Consider the following 22,996-nt stretch of genomic DNA (forward strand, 5'->3'; position numbering starts at 1 on the left):
AAGGATATTAAAGAAGTTTATGTGTAAATTATTCAAAAATATGATCGCATAGCCATTCACACATAACGCGATCCATATATTGAACAGAAAAACAGAATTGGTGTTGAGTACTTTTGAGAGACCCAATTGGGATGAATATTTTATGCTTCAAGCAGAACTTGCAAAATTGCGCTCAAATTGTGTAACAAGACAAGTAGGAGCAGTCATTGTTAGAAACCACAGACAGTTAGCAACAGGATACAACGGGACACCTCCAGGAATCAAAAACTGTTTTGATGGAGGGTGTAAAAGATGCCAATTAAGAATGGAAGGAAAGATTGAATCAGGAGCATCACTTGACAGATGTCTTTGCAATCATGCAGAAGCTAATGCAATAATGCATTGTGCAATTTTAGGCATAGAAGCAGGCATAGAAGGAGCAATACTGTATACAACATTTGTTCCCTGTTTGGAATGTACAAAGATGGCAATTACAATAGGCATTAGAAAATTTGTGTGTCTTGACTCTTATCCAGAAACAGACTTTGACTTGTTAAAGGAAGCAGGGGTAGAAGTGGTTCAATTAGATAAAGCAAAAATTGCAAAATGGGCTCAAGAACTAGTTAACAAATACAATTCTGGATGATAAAATGCAAGTCAATATGGGAGAATCTAAAAAAATTGAAACAATGCCACCATCAATGTTAGTGTCAGCAACATATGATAACAATTCAAAATCGGCAGTTTTAAAGTTCTATAATCCAGAATCTCAAAAATTATTTTTATGGAAAGATGAAATTAATCATAAACCATATTGCTATTCAAGACTTGCCCCAGAAGAATTAGAATTTCTTCAAGAAAGAGATGACGTATTAGAAATTAAAACAGTTCAACGATATGACCTGATGAAAGACAAAGAGGTAGACATGTCAAAAATTACAGTAGCGGATCCACTTGCAATTGGAGGCACATCTGGAGACAAGAGTATTAGAAACGTAATTGAAACATGGGAATCAGACATCAAATATTATGAAAATTATCTATACGACAGAAATCTAATAGTGGGAAAATATTACGAAGGTGTAAACGGAAGCATTCAACCCCATGATTTAGAAATTTCTGATGAAGTAAAAATTGCCCTAAAGAGTTTGTTGTGGGATAAGATTGACAGCGAAAGTATTGTAGATGCAGATGAATTTAAAAAATTTGTTTCTGAATGGGCAGATTTGCTCAATCAACCAATTCCAAAGATCAAAAGACTGAGCGTAGACATTGAAGTTGAAGCTGAAATCGGAAGGATTCCAGACCCAAAGATTGCAGAAAAAAAAGTAACTGCAATAGGGATGAAAGGAACGGATGGGTTTGACCAAATTTTTGTGCTCAAAACAGAAGGAACAGAAGAAGGGGTAAATGAATTAGAGCAAAACATCAAGGTCATATTCTATGATTCAGATAAAGAAAAAAAAATGATTCATGACGCATTTAAGTTGATCAAAGAATTTCCGTTTGTTGTAACATACAATGGGGATGAATTTGATTTACCATATCTATACAATAGAGCAGAAAGACTAGGGATAAAAAATTCAGAAAATCCGTTTTACATGATGCGTGATTCTGCAACATTGAAACATGGAGTTCATCTTGATTTGTATAGAACATTTTCAAATAGATCATTTCAAATCTACGCATTTAGTCAAAAATACACAAATTTTTCACTAAATAGTGTCTGTAAAGCACTACTTGGAAAAGAAAAGATAGATTACGGATTAGAATTTGATCAATTGTCGCTATATCAAACTGCAAATTATTGTTACAATGATGCATTACTGACATATGAACTTACAAGTTTTAACAATGAACTGCTGATGCAATTATTGATAATCATTTCAAGAATTGGGAGGATGCCAATTGATGATATTGCAAGAATGGGAGTATCACAATGGATTCGAAGTCTTTTGTATTACGAACATAGAAAAAGGAATTATCTCATTCCAAAAAGACAGGAATTAGAAAGAAGATCAGAAGGGGTAATGTCTGATGCAGTTATCAAAGACAAAAAATACAGAGGAGGACTAGTGGTTGAACCAAAAGAGGGAATTCATTTTGATGTTGTTGTAATGGACTTTGCAAGTCTGTATCCTAGCATTATCAAGGTCAGAAATTTATCGTATGAGACTGTCAGGTGCCCACATGAAGAATGTAAAAAAAATACAATTCCAGGAACGAATCACTGGACTTGTTCAAAGAAAAACGGCATTACATCAATGATCATAGGTTCATTGAGGGATTTGAGGGTAAATTACTACAAGAGTTTATCAAAAAAAGAGACACTTACTGATGAGCAAAGACAGCAATACACAGTAGTAAGTCAAGCACTTAAAGTAATTCTAAATGCAAGTTATGGGGTGATGGGAGCTGAGATATTCCCATTATATTTTCTGCCTGCAGCAGAAGCTACCACCGCAATTGGAAGGCACACAATTTTAGAGACAATCAAAAAATGTGAATCTGCAGGAATCAAAGTTCTTTATGGAGATACAGATTCATTATTTATCAAAAATCCAACTAAAGAACAGATTCAAACAGTAATCGAGCAAGCAAAAAAAGATCACGGTGTTGACTTAGAAATTGACAAAACATACAGGTATTGTGTTCTAAGTAACAGAAAGAAAAATTATCTAGGAGTAACCAAAGAAGGAAAAGTAGACGTCAAAGGCCTTACAGGAAAAAAATCACACACACCACCATTTATCAAGAAATTATTTTACGAATTACTTGATGTGTTGTCCAGTGTTCAAACAATTGAAGATTTTGAAAGAGCCAAAAAAGAAATTTCTGAAAAAATTGCCACATGCGGCAAAAAAGTAGAAGCAAAAGAAATCCCACTAGAAGATCTGACATTCAACGTAATGCTTAGCAAAGCACCATCAGAATATACAAAAACAATTCCACAACATATCCGAGCAGCAAAACAACTAGAAACAATAAGGGAGATAAAGAAAGGAGACAGAATATCCTACATCAAAATTCTAAACAAACCAGGAGTAAAACCTGTAGAGATGGCAAAAAAAGAAGAGATTGATTCTAAAAAATACATGGAATTTATGGAAGCAACATTGGAACAGATTACATCATCAATGAATTTGGATTTTGATACAATTTTAGGAAAGCCAAAACAAACAGGATTAGACGAATTTTTCTGGAATTAGTGAAATAAATGGAAATTGACGGAACCCTACTTACCATCTTAGGAATAGCTGCAGGAATTCTAATTCTTTCAGGATGGGTAGAACAAATCTACAAAGGATACAAAACAAAAAGACTCAAAGATGTTTCAAAATTTTTGATGATATTCATAGCATCAGGTTCAATTTTATGGTTAATTTATGGAATCATAGTAGAAGACGTGTTTATCATTGGGACAAATGCATCAGGAATTGCATTAATGATGATTGTATTGGGAATGAAGAAAACATATGATAAAAGATTAAGAAGTCAAATCAAAGATTAAATACAATACAAAAAGGTTCAAAGAAGATGTTTGTAATCAATTGTAAAAATTATGAAGAAATTTCAGGAGACAAAATCATTAAATTTGTAAAAATTGCTGAAAAAATTTCAAAAAAATTTAAGATAAAAATTGCAATATGTCCACCTCAGCACCTCATAGGAGTTGTTGCAAATAGTTCAATTCCAATTTTTGCACAACATGTTGATGATTCCAATGTAGGTAGCACGACAGGTTTTGTAATACCAGAATTACTAAAAAAATCCAAAGTAAATGGATCATTGATCAACCATAGCGAACATAGAATTTTATCAAAAGAGATTTCAAAAATAGTATCAAAGTTAAAAGATCTGAAAATGACATCAATTGTTTGTGTGAGAGATGTAGCAGAGGCAAGAAAATATGCCAAACTAAACCCAGATTACATTGCAATAGAACCTCCAGAGCTTATAGGTTCAGGAAAATCAGTATCGACTCATAGACCAGAACTAATAACAAAAGCTGCAATCGCAGTAAAAGATGCAAAAAATAACACAAAACTTCTTTGTGGTGCAGGAATTATTTCAGGAAAAGATGTTTCAAAAGCAGTTGAATTAGGTTCAAAAGGAATTCTAGTTGCAAGCGGTATAATCAAAGCAAAAGATTGGAACAAAATAATTTCTGAATTTGCCAAGGCATTAGTTTAAAAAGCCAAAAAATTTACGCATTTTTGCATGGCAAAAACAAAACCAGTGTATGCATTTGAAGAGGCAGATAGTAAAAACAGGATGCTTTTAGGCGGAAAAGGAGCAGGACTGAGCGAAATGACACGATTAAAGCTTCCAGTACCACCAGGATTTACGATCACAACTGAAGTTTGTAACAAGTATTATGAAAATAACAGAAAACTCCCAAAAGATGTCATGCCATTAGTAATGAAAAATATTGAAAAAATAGAGAAAAAAACAGGGAAAAAATGGAATTCAACAAAAAACCCATTGCTGGTTTCAGTTCGTTCTGGGGCAGCCATATCAATGCCAGGAATGATGGATACGATTTTGAATTTAGGATTAAATGAAAAAACAGTGGAAGGATTAGCAAATCAAACAAAAAATCCACGTTTTGCATGGGATTCATATCGAAGATTTATCCAATTATTTGGAAAAGTGGTATTTGGGGTAAATGATGAAAAATTTGATCACGTATTAGAATCTGCAAAAAACAAACAAAACGTAAAAGATGACAGTCAATTAAGTGTTGAATCACTAGAAAAAATTGTAGCAGAATATAAAAAAATCTGTGAAACACACACAAAAAGAAAATTTCCGGATTCGCCTAATGAACAATTAGGATTGGCAATAGAAGCTGTCTTCAAAAGTTGGATGGGAGAAAGAGCAATAGTTTATCGTGAAAAAAACAACATAACAAAAGACATTGCAAATGGAACTGCAGTTAATGTTGTTACAATGGTTTTTGGAAACATGGGAGATGACAGTGCAACAGGTGTTGTATTTACAAGAAACGGACACAATGGCAAGAAGGAAATTGAGGGGGAATATTTGATAAATGCGCAAGGAGAAGATGTGGTTGCAGGAGTCAGAACAGGAAAAAATGTATCTCTATTAAAAAAAGAAATGCCAAAATCTTACAAAGAACTAAGCAATGCATGTTCAAAATTAGAGAAACATTTCAGAGAGCCACAAGATATTGAATTTACCATTGAACAAGGGAAATTCTACTTGTTACAAACAAGAACTGCAAAGATGAGCGCAATGGCATTAATTAAAACATCAGTAGATATGGTAAAAGAAAAATTAATTGATAAAAATAAAGCACTAGCAAGAATTCCTGCACAACAATTAGAAGCATTACTCCATCGAACCATGGACGAATCAAAGATCAAAGATCACAAACAATTAGCCAAAGGTATTGCAGCATCACCGGGAGCTGCAAGCGGAATTGCTGTGTTTGATGTAAAAAAAGCAATAGAGTTAGGAGAAACAGGAAAAAAGATTATTTTAATTAGAAAAGAAACAAAACCAGAAGACGTTCCAGCATTCTTTTCCTCAGAAGGAGTACTGACAAGTTTGGGAGGAAAATCATCTCATGCAGCAATCGTATCCAGAGGAATGGGAAAACCATGCATTGTAGGATGTTCAGAATTAAAAATCAATTATGAAAATAACACATGTGCTGCAAATGGGATCACTGTAAAAGAAGGCGAAACAATCACAATTGACGGTAGTGCAGGAATCGTACTCATTGGCGAAGTCCCAACTGTCGAACCAAAGGTAACAAAAGATTTTGAACAGATTCTAGTATGGGCACAAAAAGCAAAATCATTAGGAGTTAGGGCAAATGCTGATACTCCAGAGGCTGCAAAACTTGCACGAGAATTTGGAGCCCAAGGAATCGGTCTTTGTAGAACAGAGAGGATGTTCAATGCAAGCGACAGAATTGGCTTATTTGTTGATATGATCATGGCAGAAAACATAGAAGAAAGAGCCAAAGTTCTCAAAAAACTAGGGCAACTACAAAAAAGTGACTTTATTCAAATCCTAAAAGCAATGGAAGGATATGAGGTGACAATTAGATTATTGGATCCTCCATTACATGAATTCCTACCAAATCCTGAAGAATTAGCAGAAAAAATTCATACATTAGAAAAGCAAAATGCAACAAAAGAAGTTGAAGATGCCAAAGTGATACTAAAGAGAGCAAGGGAATTAGCAGAAGTAAATCCAATGATGGGACATAGAGGAGTAAGAGTAGGTATCACATATCCTGAAATTTATGAGATGCAAATTCGCGCAGTGTTTGAGGCATTAGTAGAATTAACAAAGAAAAAAGTAAAAGCACATCCACAAATTATGATTCCTCAGATCAGCAGTATTGCTGAATTAAACCACATAAAGAAAATTTATGACAGAATAAAGAAGGAAGTCGAAACCAAAAACAAAATGAAATTAACGATTAATTTTGGTACCATGATAGAAGTTGTAAGGGCAGCATTAACTGCTAACGAACTTGCAACAACTGCAGAGTTCTTTAGTTTTGGTACTAACGATTTAACACAAGGAACGTTTAGTTTTAGTCGAGAGGATGTAGAAGGAAAATTCCTTCCAGAGTACATGGAAAAAGAACTACTTGAACGAAGTCCGTTCCAATCTATTGATGTAAACGGTGTAGGAAGCTTAATCAAAATCGGAATTGCCCACGGACGTGGAATAAGAAAGAACATGGAAGTAGGAATTTGCGGAGAGCACGGAGGAGATCCAAGTTCCATTAAATTCTGTCATAAAGCAGGATTAAGTTATGTTAGTGCGTCACCTCACAGAATTCCAATAGCAATAGTTGCAGCAGCACAGGCAGCAATTGAAAATCCTAAAAGAAAATAATCCAGTATAATTTAATAGTGATTAAGCTTTACTTAATCCCAAATGCTTCCAAATGTTGAATCAATAAAACAAATGAGACAAAAGTTAGGAATCACTCAAAAAAAACTTGCAGTGATGACAGGTGTGAGTACATCAATGATCAACCAGATAGAATCAGGAAGAAGTCAACCAAGCTATGAAACTGCAAAAAAAATTTTTGAGAATCTATCTAACCTTGAAAGCAGGTCATCATCTCACAAAGCAGGGGATTTTTGTAGTCAAGACATCATAAAGTTGAAACCATCAAACACATTACATGATGCAATAAAAAAGATGCATCAATTATCAATTAGTCAAATTCCAGTATTTGATGGAAAAGAGATAGTAGGAGTTGTATCGGAAGATGGAATTGTAAAGCATCTGGCAGATGTTGGAGAAGCAGAATTAAAGAATGCAAAGCTTGCAGATACAATGGATCCTGTTCCACCAATAGTAGATTTTGAAACACCAGCAAATGTTCTTGTTCCATTAATTCGATACTCAAAATGTATATTGGTTACAAAAAAATCAAAAATAGTAGGAATCATTACTGCGTCAGATACATTAAAGATGATGGAATAGTTATTTGTTAGATTTGTTTACTGTTTTGGATGAGCACAGAGTTCAGCCAAAACACCATGAAGTGATTTTGGATGGATAAAAGTGACTTTAGTGCCAGCAGAACCAGGTCTTATTTGACCTAAGAATTGAACACCACATCCTTCCATTCTTTCTACTTCACCCTCAATGTTGTCAGTTTCTAAAGCCATATGATGTAGTCCTTGGCCTTTTTTTTCCAAGAATTTTTTGATAGGACTGTCATCATTTGTTGGTTGCATTAATTCAACACGTCCATTCTCTAAATGAATAATTGCAACTTTAACACCTTCAGATTCTACAGTTTCAAATTCTACGGAATCAACACCTAAAGCTTGTTGATATATTTTGGCAGATTCTTCAACATCATTTACTGCAATTGCAATATGATCAATCTTCATCTAAAATACCTCCTTTGGACGATATTCACCAAATACTTCACGAAACGCATTACTGATCTCACCAGTGGTGGCATACGATTTTGCTGCAGTAATTATGTAAGGCATGAGATTATCATCGGTTTCAGCTGCACTTTGCATTGCAGATAACGCTTTTTCCCACTTCTTTTTGTCCCTAGACGCACGTAATTGTTTTAGTGCTTTTTTCTGCTGAATCTCAACTTTTCCACCAATTCGAAGTAATTCAGGTTGTTTTTCTTCCTCAACATATTTGTTAACACCAACAAGAATTCTTTCACCGTCATCAGCTTCTTTCTTTAAACGATATGCATTTGCCCTAATTTCAGATTGGAAGAATCCCTTCTCAATTGCTTTTACTGAACCACCCATCTTTTGGATTTTCTTAAGATACTTCCAAACACCATCTTCAATTTGGTCAGATAATTCTTCAAGATAATAAGAGCCACCAAGTGGATCTGCAGTCTTTGTGATTCCACTCTCATGAGCAACAATTTGCTGAGTTCTCAAGGCTATTTTTGCAGATTCTTGAGTTGGAAGAGCTAATGCTTCATCTCTAGAGTTTGTATGAAGTGATTGGGTACCGCCAGCTACTGCTGCCATTGTTTGAATTGCCACACGAATTATGTTGTTATCAGGTTGTTGTGCAGTTAGGGATTCACCACTTGTTTGAGTATGGAATTTTAGTTGTAATGATTTTGGGTTTTTTGCATGGAACATTTCTTTGAGAATTTTTGCATAAACTTTTCTTGCAACTCTAAACTTTGCAACTTCCTCAAAGAACTCTATTGTACAACAAAAGAAAAATGACAAACGCGGTGCAAAGTCATCAATCTTTAGTCCTTTATCCAAACATGTTTGAATGTATGCAATTGCATTTGCCAATGTAAATGCAACTTCCTGTGTTGCAGTACAGCCTGCCTCTCTCATATGGTAACCAGAGATAGATACAGGATACCATGAAGGAACTTTTTCGGCACAATATCCAATCATATCACCAATCAACCTCATTGAAGGTTGTGGTGGATAGATGTACGTATTTCTTGCAATGTATTCTTTGAGAATATCATTTTGAGTGGTTCCACGTAGTTCATGGCTTTTGAATCCTTGTGATTCTCCAACCGCAATATAGTATGCAAGCAGTGTTGATGCTGTAGAGTTAATTGTCATCGAAGAGCTTACTTTACCAAGTGGAATTCCATCAAAAGCAGTCATCATATCTTTAATTGAAGTAATAGAAACTCCGACTTTTCCAACTTCGCCTTCTGCTTGAGGAGAATCAGAATCATATCCAATTTGCGTAGGAAGGTCAAAAGCCATTGAAAGGCCGGTTTGTCCTTTTTCAAGCATGAACTTGAATCGTTCATTAGTGAGTTTGGCATCACCAAATCCAGAATATTGTCTCATAGTCCAAAATCTATCACGAAACATTCCAGGATGAATTCCTCGAGTAAATGGGTATTTACCAGCGTCTTCTACTGATCTTTTCTTAGATGATTTTTGATAGATTCGTTTTACTGGAAAACCAGAATCAGTAATGACTTTTTTTTCAGGTTGTTTTGATTTTGATTTTTTTGCTGCCATAGTATCACTTTAACATTGATTTTGTAATTTTATCTCCTGCATCAAATGGGTCTATATCTTTTGATTGTAATTTTTTCAAATACTTTGAAAATGTTTTATCAGAATCTAACATGTCATCAATCTTTTCACGTATGTTATTTAAAACAATATCTTTTAGTTCTTCCTCTAATCGTTCAATGTCCTTTTCTTTCTTTGATTTCTTTTTTAATGCCATCATATTTTTGAGGGTTTTTGCAAATTCAGTGATTCCAGTATTCTTTTTTACAGAAGTTTTTAAAATTGAAGGGTTTCGGTCAGAATCACCAATAAAATCACGTACCGCATCAAACAACTGATTTGTTCCACTCAAATCACTCTTGTTTACTAGATAGATATCCCCAATTTCAGTAAGACCAGCTTTGATTGTTTGTATGCTGTCTCCCGTATTTGGATTAAAGACTACAACAGTGATATCTGCAATATTGGATATTTCAACTTCAGTTTGTCCAGCTCCCACACTTTCAATAATAATTGGATCAAACCCTGCATACTCTAAAACACGAATACTATTTCGTAGTGAGCGAGACACTGCACCAGTTGCACCACGAGACGCAATGCTGCGAATATAAGTTCCTGAATCAGTAGATTCGGTCATTCTAACTCTATCACCTAAAATTGCTCCACCAGTAACATGACTAGTAGGGTCAACTGCCAAAACTGCAGGTTTTGTACCTAGTTTTTTCAATGCGCCTACAGTCTTGTTAATTAGTGAACTTTTTCCAGCTCCTGCAGGTCCAGTAATTCCGATAATTATTGATGTCCCAGTATTTTTAAAAATTTTCTTTAAGAGTTTTTTTGATTCTTTTTGATCATTTTCGACCATAGTGATTGCTTTTGCAATAGCACCACGTTTTCCTTTTTTTAAATCAACAAGCAAATCCAACATAAAGTAGTCTTTAGAGGTGCAATAAAATCTTGTATCCGATCTAAGGTCTTGAATAAATCACAGGAGGAACAGGTTCACCTAATGGATGGATTTCAGTTTTTAGTTGAATATGACCCATTTCTGAATGTTCTATCTCCAACACAATTGGATGAATTGCCCAACCATATTTTGGTTCGTTTGAAAATGGAATAATTTCAATGAATTGTGAATCAGAAAATGTTTTTTGAAATGTTTCATCCATTCCGAGGATTTCCATTACAACAGAAGTGGTTTTTTCAGATTTATCTAAAAATGCAATTTCAACATGACCTGTGTCATAATAAACTGCATCTACTTGAAATGTTTGGCGAAGAATTTCCTTATCATCAGTTCCTCCACCAGTAAGAAAGACTAAAGCAAAAATAGTTAATATTCCAAGAGAGATTGCAGGAACAATTTTTCTTGCCATGTTATTTGAATTCTTTTCTAATCTGACGTAAGAATTTTGAGTGAATTCTAATTTTTTCAATTGTCTGGGCTTGAGTTCTTTCAGTTCCAGGAGTAGGATGAGATTTGAAAAATGATTTAATGTCTTTTTCCATAGTGTCATCTGCCACTAGTGCAATACTAGCTACAATGCGATTAAACAAAGGATTTCCGTGTCCAACTTTTTTGCTCAACTTGTCCCAATTCTTCTTTAGCCAAGGCCACAAAATCTTTTTTCCATAAGGGTTTGCTGCAATTTTCATGATAGGTAATTGCATGTTTTGAGAGCGAACCTCAGAAGTTTGAGAGAATTGTAAGGTTTTGATTAATAATTTTTCATTTTGGAAGTTACACATTGCACCTAAGAATCGTAATTTTTCTTCAGTTGTTTTTGCTTTTTTGTATAATGAAATTAGTTGGGAATGAGTCTTTGCATTTCCAGTCCATGCTACAAGTGAAAATATTGGTTCTCGAATATCAGGATGAAGTGAGGAAGGTTTTTTCAAAAATTCTTTGAATTTAATTTGTGCTTGTTCAAGTATATTTTCATCACCAAGTTTACCTAATACAAAGATTGCAAAGCCTCTTAGAAATGCATCAGTGTGTTTGTCTGTCTTTTGTGGAGTCCAACCAAGATTTGATAAAATTTTTCTAAAGTAGTTAATTGTGTAACTGTGAATTTGTTCTGCATAATCTTCAAAGAAAGTCAATGATGATAAAGAGTTGAGGTTATTTGCAACATTTGTTTGCGGAAGATACGAATCTTCATCAAAATATGCATCTGAGAAATCTAAATAGTTTTCAACATCTTCTTTTCCTGCAACACACATTGCAAACAAGTCATTTTGTATCGCCCATCTATCTACAGGAGGGATTTGTTTTTGGTCTACCAACATCTTAAGATCAAGCAAGATACCATCATCATATTTTACACGATAAAATCCAGTACGTCCAATGTTTGCAACAAATCCAGGTCCTTTAGGTGATTTTACAGTAATGGATTTCTTTGTTATGAGTTTAGTCTTTGTTTCTTTTCCTAAACCATAAGTTAACGGAACATGCCACAATCCTTTTTGAGTTTTCTTTGTAGGTTCCATCAAAAAGCGATTTTGTTTTATTACTAAGTCATTATTCTTTTGAGATATGTCAATCTGAGGAAATCCGGGCTGTTTTAGCCATGAATTTACCATTGTGCTGACAGGCATTTTTGATGCTTTGCCAATTGCATTCCACAAATCTTGTCCTTTTGCATTTTCATACTTGAATGTAGAGAGATATTTTTTGAGACCTGCCCTGAAATTGGCTTCGCCAACATAATTTTCAAGCATTCGCAAAATACAACCCCCCTTATCATATGATATCGCATCAAATATTTCTCGAATCTCAGCAGGAGAGTTTACTTTAACATCAATTGGATGAGTGGTCTTTAATGCATCTAGACCCATTGCAGTGTTCATCGCATCTTCAATGAATTGATCCCAAAGATTCCATTCAGGATAAAACTTGTCAACAAATTTGGTCGCCATAAATGTTGCAAAGCTTTCATTTAGCCACAAATCATTCCACCATTTCATAGTAACAAGATTACCAAACCATTGATGAGCAATTTCATGGGAAATTACTTCAGCAATGAACTGTTTTGTTCTAGTAGATGATGTTTTAGGATCATAAAGTAAGATTGTTTCTCTAAATGTTATTGCACCCCAATTCTCCATTGCTCCTGCCGCAAAATCAGGAATTGCAATCAAATCGAGTTTTGGTAACGGGTATTTTATTCCAAAGTATTTTTCATAAGATAAAAGTAACTTTTTTCCAAGTTCTAAAGAATATTTACCCTTTGATTTGTTTCCTTTTGTAGTTACAACTCTAATCTGAACTTTTCCAGTTTTTCCAATCAGGTATTCAAATTCACCCACACCAAGGTAAATCAAATAAGTTGACATAACAGGTGTTTTTTCAAATTGGTATAGTGTTTTATTTTTAAGTTTTTTCTTTGATTGAACTGGCATGTTTGATATCGCCGTAAACTTGTTATCAGCAATGATTGAGATTTCAAAGGTAGCCTTTGCTTCAGGTTCATCCCAACACGGGAATGCACGTCTTGCATCAGCTGCCTCAAACTGGGTAGTTGCAAGATATTTTGTTGTGTTACCTTGTTTGTATTGGCTGCGATAAAATCCCAATAACCTGTCATTTAGAATTCCTTGAAATTCAAGATGAATTGTTGCTTCACCCTTAATTTTTTCTCCTAGTTTAATGGATAGACGTTCTTTCTTCTCATCAGTTTTTGGAGTGGATGTTATGATTTTTGAACCAAATTTCACAGTACAGGATTTTATTTTGATTTCTGCACAATCCATAGAAATAAGATTTGTTGGTTTTTTACACGAGACAGTAATGATTTCTGTTCCCAAGAAAATGAATTTTTTAAGATCTGGCTCAAATGTTAACTCATAATTTATGGGATTAACGTCCACGATTCAGGTGATTTTGATACTCTTTAAGTAGATTTTCTATTAAAATGTAAATCAGAAAATCAAATAAAGCCTTTAAAATATACAAAATATCGAATAGTATCATGAAGCAAAAGGCACAAACAAGAAACATCAAGATTCTAGTTGCAAAATTAGGCCTTGATGGACATGATAGAGGAGCACTTGTTTTGTGTAGAGCATTTAGAGATGCAGGAATGGAAGTAATCTATTCAGGACTATTTGCAACACCAGAGCGAGTAGCACAGATTGCAGAAGACGAAGATGTTGATGCAATTGCAATGAGTTTGCTAAATGGTGCACATGGAACACTATTTCCAAGAGTGGTCAAAGCCCTCAAAAAGAAAAAGATTAACGATGTGTTAGTTGTGGGAGGAGGAGTAATTCCAGAAATTGATCATAAAGATTTGATTAAAGCAGGAGTTGACCATGTATTTGGACCAGGAACACCACTACCTACAATAATTAACCACATCAATACTGGGGTAGCAAAATTAAGAAAAATATAAGAAAAAAGAATTATTCTGTGGAATCAGGCCACATCATTTTACGCATTTCTTTACCAACTTTTTCAATTTGGTGTTCGTCATATTGTTTCATGTATTTGTCAAATGCATCTTTTCCATTTTTCTGATATTCAGAAATCCACTCGTTGTTGAAAGTTCCATCTTGAATCATGGTTAGAACTTTTTTCATGTTTTCTTTGTTTGCAGAATCCATTACCATTGGTCCACGTGTCAAACCACCATATCGTGCAGTCTCACTTACACGTCTCCACATTCCATTGATGCCATATCTTTGAATCATGTCTACAATGAGTTTGAGTTCATGTAGGACTTCAAAGTACGCAATTTCCGGTTGATATCCGGCTTCAACTAGAGTTTCAAATGCATTTGTCACCATAGAAGCTGCACCACCACATAGGTCTGCTTGTTCACCAAACCAATCAGTTTCTACCTCTTCTTTGAAAGCAGTTTTGATTAATCCAGCTCTTGCGCTTCCAATTGCTTTTGCAATTCCCAATGTTCTATCCCAAGCTTTTCCTGTAAAGTCTTGCTCAACTGCAACAATAGCAGGCGTTCCAAAATTATCAAGAAATGTTTCTCTTACTTTGGAGCCAGGTCCTTTTGGTGCAATCATGATTAAATCAACATTGTTTGGGGCTTCAATCCATTTCCAATAGATTGCAGCTGCATGAGAAAATGACAATGCTTTTCCTTCAGAAAGATTTGGTCCGATTTCATCTTTGTATACTTGACCTTGAATCATATCTGGAATCAATATGTGAATAATGTCTGCTTGTTTTGTTGCATTTGCAACAGACATTACTTTATGACCATCAGCTTCGGCTTTTTTCCAGCTATTACCGCCTTCTTTAAGACCGATTATAACATTAAGACCAGAGTCTTTCATGTTGTTTGCTTGTGCATCACCTTGTATTCCATAACCAATTACAGCTATAGTTTGATCTTTTATTGGATCAAGACTGATATCGGTATCTTTCCATGTTTGTGCCATGGTTTTGGCATAATCTTTTGCAAATATTAACTATGAAACTTAGATTTCAATGATTTTATCACATGAACGACATTTTACAGTGACTTTGTCTCCAGGGAGTCGGGTAAATCTCTTGGAACCACAATTAGGACAAATAGGACAAGCACGTACTGGTTCCATTAGTGTTTTGTAGGATTTGTATCAGATTTAGAAATTACGGATAGTCTATTTTTAGCATCAATCTTTGTTAAGAATTCGTATACGGCATTTGGAACTGAATCTTTCCAGTTTTCATCACAGATGATCATGGAGCGAATTTTAGTTGCATTGTATTGAGTTCTATCTAAAAATTCAGGTTTTACAACTGTGATTCCCGAATCTGCCAAAAGCATAGATACATAATCATTACCACTATACACTTTATCAAAATGAGGTAATGCAGATTTCAAATACGACCCCCATGTTGCAATGTTGAATTGATTTTCAATAGAGACAACAAAACATTTTTTCAAATCAAGACTTGCCTCCTTTATGGAATTATGAATCATCTCAATTCTTTCACCAGCAGTAAAGGGATCTTTTTCCAAATAATTGAATTGTGCACTAGTTATTGCAATAACTACTTCATCACATTGATTAAGAATTTGTTTAACTAATTCCAAATGTCCTAAATGAAAAGGCTGAAACCTTCCCATCACTAATCCACGCATGAAAACCAAACATCAAATTAAATTAAAAATGTTTAAGAAATCAACATAATTCAGATAATATATTATTGATTTAGCATTTAATTATTAATTACACCTATACGGAATAGATGAGTCATGGCCTTTATGAAATCATCATCAGTAATTTTGTCAGTTGACCACCATCTAGCATAGTCTTTAACCCATTTTGGAATTTCATCTGGACGTTGAGAATCAACGTAATTTGCAGGTAATGCAGCAAGTTCATCAGTGATCAGGTATTCAATTCCATCAATAAATTCATCATCAGACATTTCTCCTTTTACCCAAAATTGCACATAAGTTTTCACCCAAGGAGGAATAGAATCATCTACGGGCAACATTCCGCCAAATTCACCATCATCAGATGTAACCACAATATACTCCTCCGGTTTTTCAATGCTAACAGGTTTGTCAAGAGGTTTAATTGTCAAGATTTCATTAAAAGTCTTGTATGTAGGATTCCTATCTTCGTTCCATAATTCAAAATACAAATCTGATGTATCCATAGATTTGTCAAAAGTCATAGCAAATTGCAGAATCAATAATGTAGGATCTTCTTTTTCCAATAATTTGAATTCACTGTGTTTTAGTAAACCGTTAGGATCAGTAGTTTTAATTATTTCTTCAGAATATTTATCAAAGACAATCGAGGTATCATAATCTTTTGTCCTCAAGTCACCGCCAACACTATTAAAGTAAAGTCCAGCATGTTGAATGTGATTAATTCCCTGTCTCTCATACACCCCAACTCTAAACACTAATGTTTCATCTGTTTTGAAAACCAAAGGTTCAATATTATCAGATAGATCGATTGTACGTAACGTACCACCTAAACCATTATCAGAATTTCCTAGAGAAATAAAAGTGGAATCATTAACAGTGTTAATGCTAGAATAACTATCACCTACAGATACAAAATTCACAGTACCAAGTGCAAATTTGGAGTTTGAATTGGTTGTGCCTTCAGCTCTCCAACGATCATCACCAAGGAAAGTAATCGTAGGAGTAATAGTTTCATTCCAACGGATATTATTGTTCGCATCAAAATACTCATCACCAAAATCACCGTCGCCGTTTAGATCGTGTAAGATAACAACTTCATTTGGACTCAAACCCATGGCAGTTGCATCAGCAGTAGTGAATTCAAAGGAAACAGGGCAACCATTTGCACAGTTAGCACCATCACTAGGCTCAATATCAACAGATACCCCAATCACAGCACTTACAACACCTTTGCCAGGAAGAGTTTCGCCATCAGCGCCAACTCTAGTAAAAGTCATAGTTCCTGAATTATCTTCAGGTAATTGTATAGATGCACTCATTCCAGCAGGTAGTTTTGTGTATCCTTTACCACCTTCAGACATGGACAAGATATTCTGGAAAGTACCAAAGCTTCCCTCCAGAGGTGGAGAGATAGAGGTTGAAGCAAGAGAGTCATCAGACACAATATTTCCAGATTCTCGAGCAATGACTTGTAAACTACCCACTTCAGGAGGAACATCTACATCATCATCTAAAATTGTAATAACAAATGTAGAACCATCATCCCAGAACCCACGATAATCATCACCTAATTCTTGAGTAAACTGAAATAGGGAATCAACCTCAGATTTAGTCAAAGTTCTTTCTTCATTATCTATTATTTCTAATTGTTCTGCAAAAGTTGGTTCTGTGTCGGCACCAAGACCATCTAATCTAGAATCTTTTGCAGCAGCTGTTTCATCATAAAGTGGAGTATTGGTTGGATCAGAGAATTCCACAGTAATGGTATCACCCACAGAATAAGAGTCATCAGAGTTATCAGGATCATCTGCAATTACACTGATAATGGAAGGTCCAGCTTTTTTGGTGAAACTACCAGACAAAAGTGGAGAGACACCAGATAGAGGTTCAGACGTCTCTTGAGCGTTTGTTAGTTTAATTTGTGAATCTTTGACATTTAATCTAAATTCTCCAATAGTTGGATCGCCTCCAGTTGAATCAAGGATGGTAATTTTTAATTCAAATGGAGTAACCCAAGTTCCAACATAATCATTGCCCAAGCTTGCAGAACTTACACTACCATCATAATTCTGATAATCAAACAGTGAATCTAGATATGATTTTGTAACATTACCACCATCATTATTTGTACCATTGGTGGCAATATCAAAGAGAATTGTGAATTCATCACCATTTCCATAATTGCCAACTTGAACACCAGCATCAGGATCTGCTACTTGCACTGAGAAGATTGAAGGAGAAGGTGCAGCACCAAATGTTCCAGACAAAAGAGGAGATGTCGCAGTAGAAATTAGAGAAGATTCAGACTCATCTTGCAATCCAGCTGAGAGTTTTACTGACAAACTAAATGTTCCAACTGCAGGAGGTGCAGAATTACTAGAATCTTTTATTGTTATTTCAAACTTGGAAGGAGTAATCCATTTACCTGTATAATCATCACCTAGGGAATGCGAAAACTTGAAAATACTATCAACATCACTTTTTGGTAATTCAGCATCTGAAAAGTCAGCCCGATTAGTGGTTTCAGAGAATTGGACAGTAATGGTATCCTTATTTCCATATCCTGATGTAGTCAAGTGTAGAGGATCTGCTGCAACCAATGAGATTATTACGGGTCCTTCTTTTTCACCAAAAGTGCCAGTCAAAGTTGGCGAAACAGAATCAGAGGCAGATGAAGTCTTACCATCATCTTTAAGATTTGCAGATTCTTTCACAATAAATCTCAGAGTTCCAATTTCAGGAGGAGAATCAACACTGTCATCTTTAATTGTCACAACAAACTTTCTATCAGTAACCCAATCTCCAGAATAATCATCACCTATTTCCTGAGACATTCTGAAAATACTGTCAACATCATCTTTGTCAAGAGAGTCATCCAGTTTAAAACCTGCAAGATTTGTTGGTTCTGAGAATCTAACAGTGATAGTATCACCTTCATTGTATCCCAAAGACTCTCCACTTTTAACGCCGTCAGGATCATCAGCAATCAAGGATGTAATCAAAGGCCCTTCCTTTACTCCAAAGTTTCCAATCAATGCCAAGGATGTGGATGTCGATGCCTTTGACGTACTATCTTTGTTGAGAATTGGGATACATCCAGTACAATCACCCTTTGCAGTAACAGTCAAAGTACCAATGGTAGGATTAGCAGAACCAGCATCACGTATTGTAATGACAAATACTTTGTCGTTTACCCATGCTCCAACATAGTCATCACCAATTGATTGTGAAAATGTAAACATTGAATTGATATCAGCAGTTTTAGCTGCATTAGGACGGTTTGTTGCTTCGAGGAAGTTAACAGTGATAGTATCACCTGCATTAAAACCAGATACAGGAGTATCCTTAGCATCTGCAGCTTCAATTATACCAAGTTCAGGTCCAGTAGGTTGTCCAAATGTTCCAGAAAGAAGTACAGACTTACTAGAAGATGATAATGATGTTTCATCTTTGTTTTTCAGGCCAGCACTAGATTTGATCGTAAGTGTAAACTGTTCTAATTTAGGATTACCTCCAGTGGAATTATCAATAGTTATTACCAAAGTTTTTGCGTCAGTCCAAACAGCAGAATATGCATTGGCATTTGTACCAAGGGTAGCTGTAGTTACATCTACACCATCATCATTGTTATAAGTAAACAAAGAATCGACATCATCTTTATCAAGCACAGTATTGATTTTGCCAACTGGTTTCATGTTTGTGTTCTCAGAGAATACAGCAGTAATGACATCGCCATCACCATAATCGCCAGACTGGGTACTTCCATCAGGATCAGATGCCTCTAAAAGAATTATTTTAGGTCCAAGTGAAATTCCCCAAGTACCAGATAAAGGAGGAGATATTGAAGTAGATTCAGCACTGGTTCCAGCAGCATTCTTTAGCCCAGAGCCAGTCTGCATCGACATAGTCATTGCACCAACTAAAGGATTGGCAGAACCAGTATTCGTAATTGTAATTTTGAATTCTTTATCATTTATCCATTTTCCATACATATCCTCACCAGATGTAGCAGATTTGAAAGCAATTTCTTTTGAGTTTTGAGCAAAGAAGAACAAACCACTAACCTGATCCTCATTTAGTGTTTGAGTTAAGGTGTACCCAGCTCGATTTGTATCTTCTGAGAATCTTACGGTAATTGTGTCACCAGAACTAAATCCAGTGTCAGTTCCACCATCAGGATCATTTGCAGTAATTGATGTGATTAGCGGGCCAGCAGCATTTACAAAGTCAGCAACCAATCTTGGAGATGTATCAGTAGAAATTAACGAAGACTGTGATTGATCACGAAGTTTACCTGAAGATTTTATTGTTACAGTAGTAGCATCAGTATTTGTAGAACCACCAAGTGGAGTAAATTTAACACCATTGCCAGTAGTATCCAAGATAGTAATTACAAGAGTAGTGTCACTTCTCCACGAACCAATGTAGTCCTTGCCAATAGAGTCTGAGAAAGACAAAAGATTATCGATTTCTTTCTTATCTCCAGCCTTTGGACGGTTTGTTGGTTCATTGAATTTTATAGTAAGTGTGTCATCTTTGGAATATCCAGAGTCACTAGTGACAGGATCAGCGCCAACAAAACTGACTATTTCAGGTCCAGGTTCTCTGCCTTCATTAATAGTAGTAAATGCCATGATTTTGGTATGAGCAATTAGACCACCGGCATTGTTTGCACGATCTACAGCAAGTTGGAATTCAGGTGCAGGTTCTTCCAAAAAGTGAATTTTCCACAACAATGTTTGGGCAAAATTAGAGCCAGCAGATGCCCCACCTTGGCTTTGTAGTGGGAAGCTATCAATAGTGTTAGCATCACCATCATCAGGAACTGATGTTTGAGTAATAATTCTAGTATCAGAAGAAGTTCCAATGTCGGTTCCTTCATACAACATCAAATTATCTAGTTTTTCACTACCAGAATCAGTATCATCAAAATTAGCATGTGCAAGAATTACAAGTCCAGTACCAGTACCAAATGACTCAAATGAAAATGCATCACCAATTTTGTTTTCACCACTTTTATCTGAGGTAGCACTCCATGCATTTGAGTTCTTTTTGTAATCAACTTTAGATGGCTGAAGCACCAAAATCTTTGCTTCAGCTTGAACAGAACTTCCAAGTTCATCATCATCAGTAGGGCCACCATTTGAGTCATCAATAGCCACATTATCTAGTAAAACTTTGTAGGTAGATGCAGATGCAGCGGATTTATCTTCTCCCATAAGGAGAACGTGTAATGCTTTGGCACCTTCATTCTGGGCAGATTTTTTATTACCTTGAGCATCAGGGTTTGCACCTCTACCAAAATTGAATTTTAGTAAATTAGAATCAAGGTCAGTTATGGTACCAGCAGTATCTTTAACTAATCTAAGACTGCCTGCAGGCAAATCCAACAATTCAGTTCCATCATTATAGAGTTGAACAGATGCTAACACTACGTTATCAAGATTGTTACCAACAGTAAAGTCAGTAGTGGCAGATGCAATAACTGCGTCATCTGCATCTTTGGCAACAGTAAGAGCAGCACCATCAACAAATTTTACTTCAGAGACATTTTCAAATCCAGTCAATTTTGCTTGAGCATAAGTAGCATCATTACCAGCAGAATCAAAACATGCGCGTACCAGATAATGAGCATTTGCAGAACCGCTAGTTACAGATGCAAACAAGTCATAGTTGTTATGAGAATTAGCCTTGTTAAGGAAAATCGGGAATTGGTTCGAAGCCAAGTCAACATGAGAGTTTGGATTTGATGCATCAACAAGATAAACATGAGCTTCAGTCAGTTTTGAAGAGCTTCCTTTGGTAAATTGTATGGAGGCAATTAAGGTGTGAGGATTGTCACTTGAAGGAGCATTAAAGTCACTTTCAAAGTCAGCAATTGTAGTTCTAGTAGTACATTTTGTAATTTCCACTCCGCGGTCATCTATCAATCCTGGAACATCAAGTGCTTCATTTTCACTTGCATCATTATATGCATAATCAACATCGTTTCCAAATGTAAATTTGAGGTTGTGTTCACCCTTGGTCATTACAAGATTATTCAGAATACCCTGAGAGTCGCTAGAATAATCTCGAAATATCAAAGAATTGCCAGATATTTCAGGGGTGAATGAATCAACACCTGCAGTTAGAGAAGTGAAACTTAGATCATCAGGAAGAGAGTTACCAAATGTGGTTCCATTAAAACCTGTAACGGTCAAATCAGCAGTTCCCAAAGTGTCAAAGCGAACTGTCCAATAACCACCAACTGTAGGGTATGACTGAACATTAATTACGTTAATGTTTGCAACGATTGAAAATTGTTGTTCAGAAAGTTGTGGTACTGTCCAACACATCTGATCATTAATGCCATTTTCATCAGAATCCTCATAACTCAAATTAAACCTTGGATCATCAGTTACATCAACTTTTTCACCATCAATATTCCAGAACAATTGGAATTCTACACCCATCTCAACATATTCTTCAGGTAGATCAGAACAGGTCCTAACATCAGAATAGTGTAATCCAGAATCATGAGACACCTTCACATCTTTAGTGAATTCAGAATCAGAAACAGTTGTTTCTTCTTGAGTTTCTGCAACAGGGGTTTCAAAAATTATAGAATAGTCAGATGAAGAGTTCATAATTACAAGATGGTTAAAGTTGTGGCCTTCTTGAATTAATTCGGGATTTTCAATAATAACCAAAGAATAAACACCATCAGGAGTCACAACAAATGTTGCATCACCATCAACTAAGATTTCAGATTGACCTTCAATAGGAGAGTAAATGTGAATTCCTGTAACATTGTATGTTAACACATCATCTTCAGTTACAAGAAGATGTGAATCAATTTGAGACGAGTCAAACAAAACGTTTTGTGAATCGTTTATGGATATGTTTTTGATTTGTGCATCATCAGGTAATGATATTGCGACGCTCTCTTGAAGAGAGTCATATGATACGTTGAAATTCCAGACAACGTTTTCGCCAACTTCTATAGGTTCATGAGCGATTGTTGTTTCATATTCAGAGTATTCAGGGACTTCAGTTGCAGTAGCAGTAGAGTTTGTTATCTCTTCTGCAAATGTTTCTGGAGCAATAGAGAAATTTGCAAACCCTGTAAAAGTAGAACTAAGTAAAACCATGCAAAGAAATGCAGTTAAAACTTTTGAATTAATTTCTAATTGTATTTTGGTTTTAAGTTTGAGAATTACAAATAAAGACAAAATAAAGACAGATAATAAGAAGAACACAGGGTCAGTTTCAGAAAAAATATTTGCCAAATCACCATTAATTGAAATTCCAAACAAAGTAAGCACTACACCAAATACTAATAATGCCGCTACATGCGCCCCTAGACCCAATATTATCATAATATATTACCCAACGTGGTATTTATCCTCTCCACATTGTCTCATGAAA

15 protein-coding genes are annotated in these 22,996 nt (G+C 35.4%); 7 read left to right on the plus strand and 8 right to left on the minus strand.

Features of this window, described 5'->3' with window-relative positions; genetic code table 11:
• Window positions 1-79: 79 nt before the first annotated feature.
• From NKOR_RS05350 to NKOR_RS05375, 6 genes are read left to right on the plus strand one after another with little or no spacing between them, the layout of a single operon-like run.
• A complete protein-coding gene (locus tag NKOR_RS05350) occupies window positions 80-625 on the plus strand; it encodes a deoxycytidylate deaminase (RefSeq protein WP_014963345.1) in 546 nt (181 codons plus the stop codon).
• Window positions 626-629: 4 nt separating this feature from the next.
• A complete protein-coding gene (locus NKOR_RS05355; RefSeq protein WP_014963346.1) occupies window positions 630-3,188 on the plus strand; it encodes a DNA-directed DNA polymerase I in 2,559 nt (852 codons plus the stop codon).
• Window positions 3,189-3,196: 8 nt separating this feature from the next.
• Entirely contained in the window at window positions 3,197-3,490 is a 294-nt protein-coding gene (locus NKOR_RS05360) for a SemiSWEET family sugar transporter (protein ID WP_014963347.1), read from the plus strand.
• A gap of 26 nt (window positions 3,491-3,516) precedes the next feature.
• Window positions 3,517-4,173 (plus strand): triose-phosphate isomerase, encoded by a 657-nt coding sequence (tpiA, locus tag NKOR_RS05365; protein WP_014963348.1) that lies wholly within the window; start codon window positions 3,517-3,519, stop codon window positions 4,171-4,173.
• A gap of 27 nt (window positions 4,174-4,200) precedes the next feature.
• Entirely contained in the window at window positions 4,201-6,864 is a 2,664-nt protein-coding gene (ppdK, locus tag NKOR_RS05370; RefSeq protein ID WP_014963349.1) for a pyruvate, phosphate dikinase, read from the plus strand.
• 42 nt (window positions 6,865-6,906) lie between these two features.
• Window positions 6,907-7,464 carry a CBS domain-containing protein gene (locus tag NKOR_RS05375; protein WP_014963350.1) on the plus strand — a complete coding sequence of 186 codons (558 nt, stop codon included), beginning with the start codon at window positions 6,907-6,909 and terminating at the stop codon, window positions 7,462-7,464.
• 17 nt (window positions 7,465-7,481) lie between these two features.
• On the opposite strand, the gene mce is transcribed toward NKOR_RS05375, so the two are convergent.
• Genes mce through NKOR_RS05400 form a run of 5 tightly spaced genes read right to left on the minus strand, consistent with a single transcriptional unit; the run spans window position 7,482 to window position 13,346 of the window.
• Window positions 7,482-7,880, minus strand: a complete 399-nt coding sequence (mce, locus tag NKOR_RS05380; RefSeq protein WP_014963351.1) for a methylmalonyl-CoA epimerase — start codon at window positions 7,878-7,880, stop codon at window positions 7,482-7,484.
• Window positions 7,881-9,479 (minus strand): acyl-CoA mutase large subunit family protein, encoded by a 1,599-nt coding sequence (locus NKOR_RS05385; RefSeq protein ID WP_014963352.1) that lies wholly within the window; start codon window positions 9,477-9,479, stop codon window positions 7,881-7,883. It abuts the gene before it with no gap.
• A gap of 4 nt (window positions 9,480-9,483) precedes the next feature.
• Window positions 9,484-10,404, minus strand: a complete 921-nt coding sequence (meaB, locus tag NKOR_RS05390; RefSeq protein ID WP_014963353.1) for a methylmalonyl Co-A mutase-associated GTPase MeaB — start codon at window positions 10,402-10,404, stop codon at window positions 9,484-9,486.
• Between the two features lie 40 nt (window positions 10,405-10,444).
• Window positions 10,445-10,852, minus strand: a complete 408-nt coding sequence (locus NKOR_RS05395; RefSeq protein WP_026089969.1) for a hypothetical protein — start codon at window positions 10,850-10,852, stop codon at window positions 10,445-10,447.
• A 1-nt stretch (window position 10,853) separates the two neighbouring features.
• Window positions 10,854-13,346 carry a M1 family metallopeptidase gene (locus NKOR_RS05400; protein ID WP_014963355.1) on the minus strand — a complete coding sequence of 831 codons (2,493 nt, stop codon included), beginning with the start codon at window positions 13,344-13,346 and terminating at the stop codon, window positions 10,854-10,856.
• Window positions 13,347-13,447: 101 nt separating this feature from the next.
• Here NKOR_RS05400 and NKOR_RS05405 point away from each other — a divergent pair, with 101 nt between their 5' ends.
• The gene (locus tag NKOR_RS05405) at window positions 13,448-13,870 is read left to right on the plus strand and encodes a cobalamin B12-binding domain-containing protein (protein WP_014963356.1); all 423 of its coding nucleotides are present in this window, start codon (window positions 13,448-13,450) and stop codon (window positions 13,868-13,870) included.
• Window positions 13,871-13,880: 10 nt separating this feature from the next.
• Here the strand turns inward: NKOR_RS05405 and ilvC are convergent, their stop codons facing one another.
• The 3 genes from ilvC to NKOR_RS05420 form a co-directional block, all read right to left on the minus strand.
• A complete protein-coding gene (ilvC, locus tag NKOR_RS05410) occupies window positions 13,881-14,879 on the minus strand; it encodes a ketol-acid reductoisomerase (protein ID WP_014963357.1) in 999 nt (332 codons plus the stop codon).
• Window positions 14,880-15,037: 158 nt separating this feature from the next.
• A complete protein-coding gene (locus NKOR_RS05415; protein WP_014963358.1) occupies window positions 15,038-15,568 on the minus strand; it encodes a nicotinamide-nucleotide adenylyltransferase in 531 nt (176 codons plus the stop codon).
• 77 nt (window positions 15,569-15,645) lie between these two features.
• Window positions 15,646-22,947: a hypothetical protein gene (locus NKOR_RS05420; protein WP_148679355.1), complete on the minus strand. Its 7,302-nt coding sequence runs from the start codon at window positions 22,945-22,947 to the stop codon at window positions 15,646-15,648.
• Window positions 22,948-22,996 lie beyond the last annotated feature (49 nt).

Source organism: Candidatus Nitrosopumilus koreensis AR1 (genome assembly GCF_000299365.1).
GTDB lineage: Archaea > Thermoproteota > Nitrososphaeria > Nitrososphaerales > Nitrosopumilaceae > Nitrosopumilus > Nitrosopumilus koreensis.